This window comes from Mongoliimonas terrestris, from assembly GCF_001927285.1.
GTDB classification, from domain to species: Bacteria; Pseudomonadota; Alphaproteobacteria; order Rhizobiales; family Pleomorphomonadaceae; genus Chthonobacter; species Chthonobacter terrestris.
Genome location: NZ_MSIG01000005.1, coordinates 178,185 through 191,231, shown reverse-complemented (window position 1 = coordinate 191,231; position 13,047 = coordinate 178,185). Strand labels below are relative to the sequence as shown.

Here is a 13,047-nt window from a genome sequence, read left to right as displayed (position 1 = left end):
TCGCAGAATTGTCATCGAACGGAGCGGGGCGCCATCGGGGCCAACCCCGATGCGGGCGGCGACGGGCGAAGCGGATCGCCCACGCAACTGGGTGACGGCCCCGGAAAGGGCTGGCGGATCAAGCACTAGGGGGCCGCGCAAAGGCGGTTTGAATGGCGTGGGCGTAGGTGGTGACCGGCGTGAGGACGAGCCGAAAGCGCGTGCGCCCGGACGAGAAAGCGACGGTGCGTCCGCCGGTTCGCGGCGGGCGCTACATGAACCGCAGTCCTCAGGAGGCCGAGAGGGCGGCCTCCACGGCGGCGATCGCCTCGTTGGCCTTGGTGCCGTCGGGGCCGCCGGCCTGGGCCATGTCGGGACGGCCGCCGCCGCCCTTGCCACCGAGCGCCTCTGAGGCATGACGGACGAGGTCCACGGCGGAGATACGGCTGGTGAGGTCATCGGTGACGCCCACGACCACGCCGGCCTTGCCGTCCTCGCCGACGCCGACCATGACAACGACGCCGGAGACGAGCGACTTCTTGGTCTCGTCCACCAAGCCCTTCAGGTCCTTCGGGGCGATGCCCTCGGCCACGCGGGCGAGGAACTTGACGCCGCCGATCTCGCGCACCGCGTCGGCGGCCTTGCCGCCGCCCATGGCGAGCTTCTTGCGGGCGTCGGCCAACTCGCGCTCCAGGCGGCGGCGGTCGTCCACCAGGGTGGCGACCCGCTCCACCACGTCGGCGACCGAGACCTTGAGGGTGGCGGCTACATCCTTCAGGCGCCGCTCCTGCTCAGCGAGGTGCTGGCGGGCCGCGGCGCCGGTGAGCGCCTCGACGCGGCGGACGCCGGCCGAGACCGCGCCCTCGTTGACCAGGTGCACGAGGCCGATCTCGCCGGTGCGGCCCACATGGGTGCCGCCGCAGAGCTCCACCGAATAAGCGCGGCCGGCCTTCTCGCCCTCAAGGGCGGTGCCCATGGCGACGACACGGACCTCGTCGCCGTACTTCTCGCCGAAGAGCGCCATGGCGCCGCTTTCGATGGCGTCGTCGACCGCCATCAGGCGGGTGGTGACCGGCGCATCCTGGAGGATGATGGCGTTGGCGAGCCGCTCAACCTCGTCGAGTTCGGGTTCCACGATGGGCTTCGGGTGGGAAATGTCGAAGCGAAGCCGGTCCGGCGAGACGAGCGAGCCCTTCTGCGCCACGTGGGTGCCGAGCACGGTGCGGAGCGCCTCGTGGAGGAGATGGGTGGCCGAATGGTTGGCGCGGATGCGGCCGCGGCGGTCGTGGTCGACGGAAAGCTCCACCGCGTCGCCGAGGCGCACGGGGCCTTCTTCCACCGTGACGATGTGGATGAAGACACCGTCCGCCTTCTTCTGGGTGTCGGTGACACGGAGGCGAACGCCGGCGCCGGTCATGATGCCGGTGTCGCCGACCTGACCGCCGGACTCGCCGTAGAAGGGCGTCTGATTGAGGACGACGGCGCCGGACGCGCCCGTCTCCAGGGTCTCGACCTGCCGGCCGTCCTGGACGAGGGCGGTGACGACGGCCTCGGCGGTCTCGGTTTCGTAGCCGAGGAATTCCGTGGCGCCGAGCTTCTCGCGAAGGGCGAACCACACGGTCTCGGTCGCCGCCTCGCCGGAGCCGGACCAGTTGGCGCGGGCCTCGGCCTTCTGGCGCTCCATGGCGACCGCGAAACCATCGGTGTCGACGGCGATGCCGCGGGCTTTCAGGGCGTCCTGCGTCAGGTCGAGGGGGAAGCCGTAGGTGTCGTAGAGGCGGAAGGCGGTTTCGCCGTCGAGCCGCCCGCCGGCCGACAGGTCCTGCGTCGCCTCGTCGAGAAGACCGAGGCCGCGCGCCAGGGTGCGGCGGAAGCGTGTCTCCTCCAGACGCAGGGTTTCGGTAATGAGCGATTCGGCGCGCACGAGCTCCGGATAAGCCTGGCCCATTTCGCGCACGAGGGCAGGCACCAGCCGGTGCAGCAGCGGATCGGCGGCGCCGAGGATGTGGGCGTGGCGCATGGCCCGGCGCATGATGCGGCGAAGCACATAGCCGCGCCCCTCGTTCGACGGCAGCACGCCGTCGGCGATCAGGAAGGACGAGGCGCGCAGGTGGTCGGCGATGATGCGGTGGCTGGCGGTCTGGGCACCCTCCGCCGGCACGCCGGTCGCTTCCACGGAGGCGCGGATCAGCGCCCGGAATAGGTCGATCTCATAGTTGTTGTGAACGCCCTGCAGCACCGCGGCGATGCGCTCCAGCCCCATGCCGGTGTCGATGGACGGGCGCGGCAGGTTGATCCGTTCGGCCTTGGAGACCTGCTCGTATTGCATGAACACGAGGTTCCAGATCTCGATGAACCGGTCGCCGTCCTCGTCCGGCGAGCCGGGCGGTCCGCCCGGAATGCCCTCGCCGTGGTCGAAGAAGATCTCCGAACAGGGGCCGCAGGGGCCGGTGTCGCCCATGGCCCAGAAGTTGTCGGAGGTGGCGATGCGGATGATGCGGTCGTCGCCAAGACCCGCGATCTTCTTCCAGAGCGCGGCGGCCTCCTCGTCCTCGGAGTAGACGGTGACGAGGAGCTTGTCCTTCGGGAGGCCGAACTCGCGGGTGACCAGGGTCCAGGCAAGCTCGATCGCCCGGTCCTTGAAATAGTCGCCGAACGAGAAATTGCCCAGCATCTCGAAGAAGGTGTGGTGCCGGGCGGTGTAGCCGACATTGTCGAGGTCGTTGTGCTTGCCGCCGGCGCGGACGCACTTCTGCGACGTGGCGGCGCGCACGTAGGGGCGCTTCTCCAGGCCGGTGAAGACGTTCTTGAACTGCACCATGCCGGCGTTGGTGAACATCAGCGTGGGATCGTTGCGCGGCACGAGCGGGCTGGACGCCACCGGCTCGTGGCCGTTCTTGGCGAAGAAGTCGAGGAAGGTCGACCGGATCTCGTTGACGCCGCTCATGACGCTGATTTCACCTTGAGGCTCGGCGGCTGGGACGCCCTGAAGAAGGGGCGCCTCCCCGCGCACGGTTTCGGCCCGCCGCATTGCCCTGGGCCCACCCGGACGGACCTTCGACGGATCCGTGCCGGCCGGACGAACAGGCTCGCCGCGAACGGGAACCGCCGCGAGGCGCTGGACCCCACGGCGGTATTTCTTCGGGTTTTAGCCGTCGTGCCGGCCCCTGTCCAGAACGGCGCCCCCGAACACGACGGCAGAACGGAACCGCCCGCCGGAGCGGGCGCGCCGGCACCTACTCGAAGTCGGGCGACGCCGCGTCGCCGTCCGGCTCGGGCGTCCCCTGCAGGATGGCATTGGCGATCACGCCAGCGTTCTGCCGGATGGCCTGTTCGATGTCGTTGGCGACGGCCGGATTGTCCTTCAGGAAGGTCTTGGCGTTCTCGCGTCCCTGCCCCAGCCGCTGGCTGTTGTACGAGAACCACGCGCCCGACTTCTCCACGATGCCGGCCTTCACGCCGAGGTCAACCAGCTCGCCAAGCTTGGAGATGCCCTCGCCGTACATGATGTCGAACTCGACCTCCTTGAACGGCGGCGCGAGCTTGTTCTTCACCACTTTCACGCGGGTCTGGTTTCCGGTGATCTCGTCGCGGGCCTTGATGGCGCCGATGCGGCGGATGTCGAGGCGCACGGAGGCGTAGAACTTCAGCGCGTTGCCGCCGGTGGTGGTCTCCGGCGAGCCGAACATCACGCCGATCTTCATGCGGATCTGGTTGATGAAGATCACCATGGTCTTCGACTTGGAGATCGAAGCGGTGAGCTTGCGGAGCGCCTGACTCATCAGGCGGGCCTGGAGACCGGGCAGGCTGTCGCCCATCTCGCCTTCCAGCTCCGCCTTCGGCGTCAGCGCCGCGACCGAGTCGATCACGAGCACATCCACCGCGCCGGAGCGCACCAGCGTGTCGGTGATCTCGAGCGCCTGCTCGCCGGCGTCCGGCTGGGAGACCAGGAGGTCGTCGAGGTTCACGCCGAGCTTGCGGGCGTAGATCGGATCGAGCGCGTGCTCGGCGTCCACGAAGGCGCAGACGCCGCCGCGCTTCTGCGCCTCGGCGATGGTGTGGAGCGCGAGCGTGGTCTTGCCCGAGGACTCCGGCCCGTAGATCTCCACGATTCGGCCGCGCGGCAGGCCGCCGACGCCGAGCGCGATGTCGAGACCGAGCGAGCCGGTCGGCACCGTCTCCACCTCCACCGCCGAACCCTGGCCGAGCCGCATGATGGAGCCCTTGCCGAAGGCGCGCTCGATCTGCGAGAGGGCGGCATCCAGGGCCTTGGTCTTGTCCATTGAACTTCCCTCGACGAGGCGTAGCGTATTCTGCGACATGAGATCAGCCCTTATTCCACGTGCGGACGGCGCTTACAAACTGAGGTTAATGTACGTGGTTTGTTCTGGTTTGCAAGAGTCGCCCCAACCCTTTGCGGTGAATAATTTTTCGCCCATGCGTTCTATGCTTGTTCACATATTTTTCACAGGCCGGTCGCCGTGACCTCCGGCGTCGACTCGCCCGAGGGCGCGGGGATCCTCGGGGGCCGCGGCGCCCCGATGCTCCTGGCGGTGGGTGGCTGTCATCGCGACCTGATCGGCCGCACCGACCAGCCGTTCGAGCCGGGCACGTCCTGCCCGGGACGGCTTGCGGAGCGCGCCGGCGGGGTGGCCCGGAACGTGGCGGTGCTGCTGGCGAGCGCGGCGCCGGTGGTCGCGATCCACCTGGCGACGCGGCTCGGCGCGGACGCGGCCGGCGACGCCCTTTTGGCGGACCTTGCGGCGCGCGGCGTCGGCACGGACGGCGTCGTCCGCGACGGCACCGCGGCGACCGGCACCTATGTGGCCCTGCACGGGTCCGACGGGGAACTGGTGGCGGCGCTTTCCGACCTTCGCATCTACGACCGCCTGTCGCCGGACCAGATGGCCGCCCTTGCGGCGCCGCTTGCGGCGGCGGACGTCGTGTTCGCCGATGCCAACCTGCCGGCCGCCACCCTGGCGGTACTTTCGGAGAGCGTCGGCGCGCGGCTTGCGGTCGATGCGGTGTCGCGGGCGAAGGCCGGCCGGGTGCTGGCGCCGGCCCAGGCGGGCGCCCTCCTCTTCATCAACCGAGCCAGCGCCGAGGCCATTGCCGGGCGCGCCCTTCCGAGCGCCGATGCGGCGGCGCGGAGCCTTCGGACGATCGGCGTGCGGCGCGCGGTGGTGACGGCGGGGGCCGGGCCGGTCGCGGTGCTGGACGGCGGTGATCCGCGGCTGCTCCCGGTGCCGGCGATGCCGGTCGCGGACGTCACCGGGGCCGGCGACGCGCTGATCGCGGGCACGCTGCTGGCGCTGGCGTTCGGCCGGAGCTTGGTGGAGGCGGCGGAGATCGGCATCCTGGCTGCCGGTGCTGCGCTATCGTGCACCGGCGCTCTTGCGCGACTGCCGGCCGCCGTGCTCCACCGGGCCGGGGCCATCCCGACCAACCCTGGAGCTTTCTGCGATCAAGTTGCACGACCTGATCGCTGAGAGATTGCTCCAGCTGATTGAATCTGGAGCGATTTCTTATCGACCTGATGAGTCCATCAGGTTGGAAAGCGCTCTAAGCATCGAAGAGGCCGATCCGTCATGACCACCCCGTCGTCCGCCCCTCCCCTGGTCTTCGGCGCCGAAGTGGCGGCCGCGCGCGCGGCGGGCCGGCCGCTGGTGGCGCTGGAATCCACCATCGTCACCCATGGCATGCCGTTTCCGGCCAACGTGGAGACCGCGCGGGCGGTCGAGGCGGTCATCCGCGCGGGGGGCGCGGTACCGGCGACCATCGCGGTGCTGGACGGCGCCATCCGGGTGGGGCTCGACGACACGACGCTGGAGCGACTGGCGACGACGACGGACGTGATGAAGCTGTCGCGCGCCGACCTCGCCTTCGCCGTGGCGACAGGCCGGCCGGGGTCCACCACGGTGGCGGCGACCATGATCGCGGCGGCGCTCGCCGGCATTCCGGTGTTCGCGACCGGCGGCGTCGGCGGTGTGCACCGGGGGGCGGAGACCACGTTCGACGTGTCGGCCGACCTGGAGGAACTCGGCCGCACGGCCGTGACGGTGGTGGCGGCGGGGGCGAAGGCCATCCTCGATCTGCCGAAGACGCTGGAGGTGCTGGAGACCAAGGGCGTGCCGGTGATCGGCTACGGCACCGACGACCTGCCCGCCTTCTGGAGCCGGACGTCCGGCTTGAAGGCGCCATTGAGGCTCGACAGCGCGGCCGAGATCGCCGCCTTCCTGAAGGCGCGGGCGAGCCTGAAGCTCACCGGCGGCGTGCTCGTCGCCAACCCGGTGCCGGTGGCGGACGAGATCCCGGCGGCGGAGATCGCCGTCCATATCGAGGCGGCGCTCGCCGCCGCGGCGGCGCAAGGGATCACCGCCAAGGCGGTCACGCCTTTCCTCCTCGGCGACATGCTGGAGCGGACCGGCGGCCGCAGCCTTCAGACCAACATCGCGCTGGTGAAGAACAACGCCCGGGTGGCGGCGGAAATCGCGGTGGCGCTCGCCCGCTGAGCGGACGGTCAGCGGGAGACGACCTGGATGAGCTGGATGGTGGCGAGCAGCACGACGAGGCCACCGACGAGGCTCATGAGCACCCGCTCGGGCATGACCTTGGTGATCCAGCCCGCGAACGGGGCTGCGATGAGGCCGCCGAGCACCAGGAAGACCACCGGCCAGGCATCGGACAGGCCGACCTGGGTGACGAGGGCCGCGGACGTGGCGGTGGTAACCAGGAATTCCGTGGTGTTGACCGTGCCGATCACCCGTCGGGGCGCGCCGCCGTGACCGATCAGCGTGGAGGTGACGATCGGCCCCCAGCCACCGCCGCCGACCGCGTCGAGGAAGCCGCCCACGAGGCCGAGACCCGGCGCCCAGCGGAGATTGGTGGTGCGCGGCCGCCAGCGGAGCGCCTTGGCGAGAATGATCGCGCCGATCACCAGCATGTAGGCCGACACGAACGGGCGGATCATGTTGCCGTCCACGTTGGCCAGCAGCGTGGATCCGAGAACGCCGCCCACCATGCCGGGCACCGCGAGGCGCTTCAGCATGGACCAGTCCACGTTGCGGTGGGCGATGTGGGAAGCCCCGGAGGCGGCGGTGGTGAACATCTCCGCCACATGCACCATGGTGCTGGCGGCCGCCGGCGCCACGCCGAAGCTGAGGAGCACGGTGGTGGCGGTGACGCCGAACGCCATGCCGAGTGCGCCGTCGACCAATTGGGCGAGCACGCCGGCGAGGAAGATCAAGAGATGAGTGGACTCCATCGCGCCTCGCGGGTTCGGTCGTGGGGCGGTATACTCGACATACATGGTCGAGATAGGCAACAGGCTGTTGCGTTTCGATTGGGGACGGATTGACGCCGCCCGGCGTTCGTCTGCCGGGGCGAACGGCCATCGGATCGGACAACGTCGAAGGCGGTCGTCAGGAAGGGGTGCACCATGCACGAGGCGGGACCGGTCGGCTTCACCACGCGTGCCTGGGTCGATCCGGACCGGACGACCTGGGACGGGACACCGCCCCGCCCGTTGGCGGCGGCCGTCTGGTACCCCGCGCCCGCCGGCACGACCGTGGCCGACTTCGACATCGGCCCGCCGGGGCGGCCCTTCTGCCGGATGGGCAAGGTGGCCGTCGACGCGCCGCTCGCCATCGCGCCGGGCGGGCGCCCCGTGGTGCTGCTCTCGCACGGCACGGGCGGCACGGCGGCCGGCTTCGGCTGGCTCGGGATCCGGCTCGCCGAACGGGGCTATCTGGCGGTCGGCGTGGACCATCACGGCAACACGGCGAACGAGCCCTATCGGGCCGAGGGCTTCATGGCCTGGTGGGAGCGGGCGCGCGACCTTTCCGTCGCGCTCGACCGGCTGGCGGCGGACCCGCTGTTCGGGCCGGCGGCGGATCTCGGCCGTGTCTTCGCGGCGGGATTTTCGCTCGGCGGCTATACGGTGCTGGCGCTTGCCGGCGCGATCACGGAGGTCGCGCGGTTCGACGCCTATGCGGCGGCAGTGGGCTTGGCCGGCGTGCCGGAGTTTCCCGACCTGATCGCCCGCGCGGCCAGCTTGCGGGAGACCAGCCCGGCTTATCGGGACTCGCTCGCCCGGCACGGGGAGAGCCATCGGGACGAGCGGGTGCGGGCGGTGTTCGCCATCGCGCCGGCGCCGACAGTGCGCGGCTTCACGGACGAGAGCCTCGCGGCGCTGCGCGTGCCGGTCGACATGCTGGTGGGCGACGCGGACACGATCGCGCCCGCGGACGACTGCGCCCGCTGGCTGGCGGCGCGCCTGCCGGACGCGCGCCTGACGGTGACCGGCCTGGGCGTCGGCCACTATGTCTACCTGCCGGAGGGTTTGCCCGTGGGCAAGCTGTTCGACGCCACGCTCTTCGCCGATCCGCCGGGCATCGACCGACGGCGGCTTCACGACGAGGCAGCGGATCTGGCGCTTCGGGTCTTCGCGCGAAGCGGCGGGATTCCCGTCACCAGCTGACGTCCAGCCGCTCAAGGCCGTGGAAGTGGTAGCGGTCGGCGTAGACCGGCGGCGCGGCGAGGCGGAGGCCCGGCAGGCGGCGGAACAGGGTGGGCAGGGCCACCTGCAGCTCCAGACGCGCAAGCGGCGCGCCGACGCAGAAATGGATGCCGGCGCCGAAGGAGACGTTGGCGCCGTCCGTCCGGTCGAGGACGAGGCTGTTCGGCGCGGCGAAGCGGTCCGGGTCGCGGTTGGCGGCGCCGAGGAGGAGGCCGATGCGATCGCCCTTGCGGAGCGGAACGCCGTGGACCTCCGTGTCGACCAGCGCATAGCGGGTGAAGAGGTGGAGCGGCGCGTCGAAGCGGAGCAGTTCTTCCACCGTGGCGGCGGTCGCGGCCGGCGTTGCGAAAGCGGCCGCCGGGTCCGCGCCGGCCTCCAGCATGGCTTTCACGCCGTTGCCGATGGCGTGCACCGTCGCCTCGTGGCCGGCATTGAGGAGGAGGATGCAGGTGGTGATGAGCTCGTCGGTGGAGAGCCGCTCGCCGGCCTCCTCGGCGGCGATCAGGTGGCTGATGAGGTCGTCGCCGGGCTTCGACCGGCGCTCGTCCACATAGGACCGCATGAAGGCCACGAATCCCTCCGTCGCCGCCACCGCGTCGTCCTCCACGGCGGGCGTGCGGTTGAACTGGTACATGGCCACCATGCGGTGCGACCAGTCGAGCAGCCGGTCCGCCATCGCGGCGGGGACGCCGAGGAGATCGGCGATCACGATCACCGGGATCGGGGTGGCGAAGGCGGCGATCAGGTCGGCGGTCCCGACGCCCTCGAAGCGGTCGATCAGGTCATTAGCAAGGGCGGCGATGCGGGGGCGGAGCCGTTCCACGGCGCGGCTGACGAAGGCGCGGTTGACGAGGGTGCGCAGGCGCGTGTGCACCGGCGGCTCGGTCTCCAGGAGCGAGTGCGCCTCCACGTCGTAGAAGGGCTTCAGCCGCTCGGGGATCTCCGGCCAGCCGAGTTCCTCCCGACTCGCCACGTGCAGGATGGCCCGGCCGAACCGCTTGTCGCGCAGAAGTGCGCCGACCGGCTCGAACCCGGTGAAGCACCAGAAGCCGTAGTCCTCCCAGAACACCGCCGGCCCATGCGCGCGCATGCGGTCATAGATCGGATAGGGGTTCTGGCCGAAGGCGTGATCGGCGGGCGGCTGGCGGAAGGGTGGCATGAAGCATCCCGAGCGGCGGAACAGTGAACGAACGGCACTGGATTCGGAGAAGGCGCGAGACTACCCTTTGGGGGGAATTCAAGCGAAGCTCAACGGCTTCGTTGTCGCCGTCGCTCGAATCCGGGCTTGGATCGTGTCGAGCAACTTGCAACCATCGATGTCAAGGCGAAGCGCCGTGATGCGACGAATCCGCGTTGATCTGCCGGAGGAGCAGATTGAAGACCTGGAGCGGCTGTCGGAAGAGCGGCGGACGTCGCTGTCCGTTCTCGTGCGGGAGGCTGTCACAGGATATCTGGCCGCCCGGCAGCCCATCGATCGCGATGCGGCGTTCGGTCTTTGGCGGTCGGAGCCAACCGGCGATCTACCGGAAGACGGGCTCGACTATCAGCGCCGCCTTCGGTCCGAATGGTGAAAGTCGTCCTCGACACCTGCATCCTGATCGACTTTCTGCAAGGCGTCGAAGTGGCTCACGCCGAACTCCGGCGTCACGATGGCGCGGCGGCGATCAGCGTCGTCACCTGGATCGAGGTGATGGTCGGGGCTGGCGACACGCGGATGGCTACGCGCGCGTTTCTCGATGGGTTTCCAATCCTCCCGCTGACGGAGGCTGTCGCCGAACGGGCTGTGGACATCCGCAGACGGACACGTGTCCGCCTACCCGACGCGGTGATCAAGGCGAGCGCGGATCTCGCCGGCGCCGTTCTGGTGACGCGGAACACGAAGGACTTCGACCCCGCCGACCCGTCCGTCCTCGTCCCATACACCATCTGAACGCACCCTCACTGCGCCAGCGTTTCCTTCACCGTCGTCGCCAACTGCTTGAGGCTGAAGGGTTTTGGCAGGAAGTTGAACTGCTCGTTCTCGGGCAGGTTCTTCTTGAAGGCGTCCTCGGCGTAGCCGGAGACGAAGATGATCTTGAGGTCGGGGCGGGTCTTGCGGAGTTCGCGGAGGAGGCTCGGGCCGTCCATTTCGGGCATGACCACGTCGGAGACGACGAGGTCGACGGTGCCGCCGGTCTCTTCCATCACCTCAAGGGCCTCGGTGCCGGACGAGGCCTCGTGCACGGTGTAGCCGCGCGACTTGAGGGCGCGGGCGGCGAAGGCGCGGACGGCTTCCTCGTCCTCCACCAGGAGGATGGTGGCCGTGCCGGTGAGGTCGGCGATGGGGGTCGCCTCCACGCTCTTCTTCGGAGCCGCGTCCTGGGCGGCCACATGGCGCGGCAGGAAGATGCGGAAGGTGGTGCCGACGCCGACCTCCGACATCGGATAGATGTAGCCGCCGGTCTGCTTGACGATGCCGTAGACGGTGGAGAGGCCGAGACCGGTGCCCTTGCCGACCTCCTTGGTGGAGAAGAAGGGTTCGAAGATCTTCTCCATGATCTCCGGCGGCATGCCGGTGCCGGTGTCCTCCACCTCGATCATCACGTAGTCGCCGGGCACGAAACCCTGGTGCGCGTAGGCGGAGCACTGGTCGGCCGTGACGTTGGTGGTGCGGATCTCCACCCGGCCGCTTTCCGGCATGGCGTCGCGGGCGTTGACGGCGAGGTTGATGACCACCTGCTCCAGCTGGTTGAGGTCGGCCATCACCGGCCAGAGGTCGCGGCCGTGCACCACCTTCAGTTTCACCTTCTCGCCGAGCAGGCGGTCGAGCAGGATGGAAAGGTCGGCGAGCACGTCGGAGAGGTTGAGCACCTGCGGCCGGAGGGTCTGGCGGCGCGAGAAGGCCAGGAGCTGGCGGACGAGGCCCGCCGCCCGGTTGGCGTTCTGCTTGATGTTCATGATGTCCTGGAAGGACGGGTCGGTCGGCCGGTGGTTGGCCAGAAGGAGATCGGAGAAGCCGATGATGGCGGTCAGCACGTTGTTGAAGTCGTGCGCCACGCCGCCGGCGAGCTGGCCGATCGCCTGCATCTTCTGGCCCTGGGCGAACTGCGCCTCCAGCGCCCGCTGCTCGGTGGTTTCCAGCGCATAGACGACGCCGACCTCCCCGTCGCCTGCCCCCTCCTCCACCGGAGAGACGAAGAAGCGGGCGGAGCGGCCCTTGTCATCGGCAAGCGGCGCGTCGATGGGCGGGATCTGCCCCTGCCCTTCCACCGCGGCCTTGACGGCGGCAGCAATGGAATCCCGGTCGCGCGGGCTCACCACGTCCACCAGCCGGCCGCGGGCCGCCCCGCCGTCCTGCTTCAGAAAGGGGCCGAACAGCTTCATGAAGGGGCCGTTGGTGCGCCCGATCCTGCCGTCCTTGTCGATCGACGCGATGGCGATCGGCGTGTTGTTGAAGAAGCGGGCGAAGCGCACCTCGGCGGCGCGGAGCGATTCGGAGATGTCCTCCCCGGGCGAGCGGTTGAGCACCAGCGTGCGACTGTCGCCGATGCCGCCCTCCGCGCCCACTGGCACCCGGTGGATGAGGCGGACCGGCAGGCTCTGGCCGTTGCGTTTGACGAGGTCGATGTCCACGATGCCGGTCTTGATCTCGCCCGGCGCGCCGCGCACGCCGTCGAGCAGCGCCGCCCCGTCGCTCGCCACCATGGAGGAGAGGTTGATGGAGCCGACGTCGAACTCGGCAAGGTCGTAGCCGAGCCAGTCGGCGAGCGTGGCGTTCATGTAGACGATGCGGCCGAGCGCATCGGAGGAGAAGAAGCCGGCGGGCGCGTGGTCGAGGAAGTTGACCGCGCGCTGGAGGGCCTGGAAGCTGTCCTCTTGCTCGTCGCGGTCGCGCGTGACGTCGGTGATGCGCCAGACGGTGAGCGCCTTCGGCCCGCCGTCGCCGAGGGGGCGGACGCGGATGCGGTACCAGCGGGCGGCGCCCTCGGTGCGGCCGATCGGGTGGGCGACGCGCACCTCCTCCTCCGCCGACCGGCCCTCGTGGGCGGCGTGCGACAGGCGGAAGATGGCGTCGGCCGCGTCCGGATCGCCGGAGAAGACGCGCTCCACCGTGCGCACCTCGCTCGCCGTCTCGGCCCGGATGAGGCGGCCATAGGAGACGTTGGCGTAGATGATGCGCCCGTCCTCGTCGGTGATGCAGACGCCGTCGGCGGTGCTGTCGAGGAAGCGGCGGGCGAGCGTGGATTGACCGTCCGGCTTGGCGCCGAAGCGCAGAAGGCCGATGGCGCCGGCAAAGAGGGAGAAGACGCCGACCACCGCGAGGAGGCCGAGCAGGCCGAGCACATAGGGCTCTGCCGCAGTGCGGTCCAGCATGGCGAACACGGCCGCGGCCGTGACGAGGGCGAGCGCCAGCGCCACCAGAAGGCCGACGTTGCCGCCGCGCTCCGACCGGTCGATCACAGCCGCCTCGACCGAGGGCGCCGCCTCGCTGTCGCTCATGCGCTCATAGCCTCGATTGGGGTTCAACATGGAGTCCAGCCATGAGGGGCCCTGCCCCGACGCACGCGAAT

Annotated in this window: 10 protein-coding genes; 5 read left to right on the top strand and 5 right to left on the bottom strand. The window is 69.8% G+C overall.

Annotated features, from left to right (window positions below; genetic code table 11):
- Positions 1–268 precede the first annotated feature (268 nt).
- Both alaS and recA read right to left on the bottom strand, forming a co-directional pair.
- A complete protein-coding gene (gene alaS / locus BUQ68_RS09175; protein WP_075215661.1) occupies positions 269–2,926 on the bottom strand; it encodes an alanine--tRNA ligase in 2,658 nt (885 codons plus the stop codon).
- 289 nt (positions 2,927–3,215) lie between these two features.
- A complete protein-coding gene (recA, locus tag BUQ68_RS09170; protein WP_075215660.1) occupies positions 3,216–4,301 on the bottom strand; it encodes a recombinase RecA in 1,086 nt (361 codons plus the stop codon).
- 159 nt (positions 4,302–4,460) lie between these two features.
- Between recA and BUQ68_RS09165 the strand changes: the two genes are divergently transcribed.
- Both BUQ68_RS09165 and BUQ68_RS09160 read left to right on the top strand, forming a co-directional pair.
- Positions 4,461–5,468 carry a PfkB family carbohydrate kinase gene (locus BUQ68_RS09165; protein WP_139315183.1) on the top strand — a complete coding sequence of 336 codons (1,008 nt, stop codon included), beginning with the start codon at positions 4,461–4,463 and terminating at the stop codon, positions 5,466–5,468.
- A gap of 99 nt (positions 5,469–5,567) precedes the next feature.
- Positions 5,568–6,491, top strand: coding sequence for a pseudouridine-5'-phosphate glycosidase (locus BUQ68_RS09160; protein WP_075215658.1), 924 nt, complete (start codon positions 5,568–5,570; stop codon positions 6,489–6,491).
- A gap of 8 nt (positions 6,492–6,499) precedes the next feature.
- On the opposite strand, the gene BUQ68_RS09155 is transcribed toward BUQ68_RS09160, so the two are convergent.
- Complete coding sequence (locus BUQ68_RS09155; protein WP_075215657.1) at positions 6,500–7,243, bottom strand: sulfite exporter TauE/SafE family protein; 744 nt, start codon at positions 7,241–7,243, stop codon at positions 6,500–6,502.
- 174 nt (positions 7,244–7,417) lie between these two features.
- Here BUQ68_RS09155 and BUQ68_RS09150 point away from each other — a divergent pair, with 174 nt between their 5' ends.
- Positions 7,418–8,458, top strand: a complete 1,041-nt coding sequence (locus BUQ68_RS09150) for an alpha/beta hydrolase family protein (RefSeq protein ID WP_075215656.1) — start codon at positions 7,418–7,420, stop codon at positions 8,456–8,458.
- Here the strand turns inward: BUQ68_RS09150 and BUQ68_RS09145 are convergent.
- Complete coding sequence (locus BUQ68_RS09145) at positions 8,448–9,656, bottom strand: cytochrome P450 (protein ID WP_075215655.1); 1,209 nt, start codon at positions 9,654–9,656, stop codon at positions 8,448–8,450. The genes BUQ68_RS09150 and BUQ68_RS09145 overlap by 11 nt on opposite strands.
- On the opposite strand from BUQ68_RS09145, the gene BUQ68_RS22815 reads away from it, so the two are divergent.
- Both BUQ68_RS22815 and BUQ68_RS09135 read left to right on the top strand, forming a co-directional pair.
- Positions 9,655–10,068 carry a ribbon-helix-helix domain-containing protein gene (locus BUQ68_RS22815; RefSeq protein ID WP_083656426.1) on the top strand — a complete coding sequence of 138 codons (414 nt, stop codon included), beginning with the start codon at positions 9,655–9,657 and terminating at the stop codon, positions 10,066–10,068. The two genes, BUQ68_RS09145 and BUQ68_RS22815, sit on opposite strands and share 2 nt — an antisense overlap.
- Complete coding sequence (locus BUQ68_RS09135) at positions 10,062–10,427, top strand: type II toxin-antitoxin system VapC family toxin (RefSeq protein WP_075215653.1); 366 nt, start codon at positions 10,062–10,064, stop codon at positions 10,425–10,427. Before BUQ68_RS22815 ends, BUQ68_RS09135 begins: the two co-directional genes overlap by 7 nt.
- A gap of 8 nt (positions 10,428–10,435) precedes the next feature.
- Here BUQ68_RS09135 and cckA read toward each other — a convergent pair whose 3' ends face one another.
- Positions 10,436–12,976 carry a cell cycle histidine kinase CckA gene (gene cckA, locus BUQ68_RS09130; RefSeq protein ID WP_075215652.1) on the bottom strand — a complete coding sequence of 847 codons (2,541 nt, stop codon included), beginning with the start codon at positions 12,974–12,976 and terminating at the stop codon, positions 10,436–10,438.
- Positions 12,977–13,047: the final 71 nt, after the last annotated feature.

Excerpts from the sequence above, each read along its gene's own strand:
- alaS (WP_075215661.1), bottom strand. The coding sequence starts at position 2,926 with ATGAGCGGCGTCAACGAGATCCGGTCGACCTTCCTCGACTTCTTCGCC.
- recA (WP_075215660.1), bottom strand. The coding sequence starts at position 4,301 with ATGTCGCAGAATACGCTACGCCTCGTCGAGGGAAGTTCAATGGACAAG.
- BUQ68_RS09160 (WP_075215658.1), top strand. The coding sequence starts at position 5,568 with ATGACCACCCCGTCGTCCGCCCCTCCCCTGGTCTTCGGCGCCGAAGTG.
- BUQ68_RS09155 (WP_075215657.1), bottom strand. The coding sequence starts at position 7,243 with ATGGAGTCCACTCATCTCTTGATCTTCCTCGCCGGCGTGCTCGCCCAA.
- BUQ68_RS09150 (WP_075215656.1), top strand. The coding sequence starts at position 7,418 with ATGCACGAGGCGGGACCGGTCGGCTTCACCACGCGTGCCTGGGTCGAT.
- BUQ68_RS22815 (WP_083656426.1), top strand. The coding sequence starts at position 9,655 with ATGAAGCATCCCGAGCGGCGGAACAGTGAACGAACGGCACTGGATTCG.
- BUQ68_RS09145 (WP_075215655.1), bottom strand. The coding sequence starts at position 9,656 with ATGCCACCCTTCCGCCAGCCGCCCGCCGATCACGCCTTCGGCCAGAAC.
- BUQ68_RS09135 (WP_075215653.1), top strand. The coding sequence starts at position 10,062 with ATGGTGAAAGTCGTCCTCGACACCTGCATCCTGATCGACTTTCTGCAA.
- cckA (WP_075215652.1), bottom strand. The coding sequence starts at position 12,976 with ATGAGCGACAGCGAGGCGGCGCCCTCGGTCGAGGCGGCTGTGATCGAC.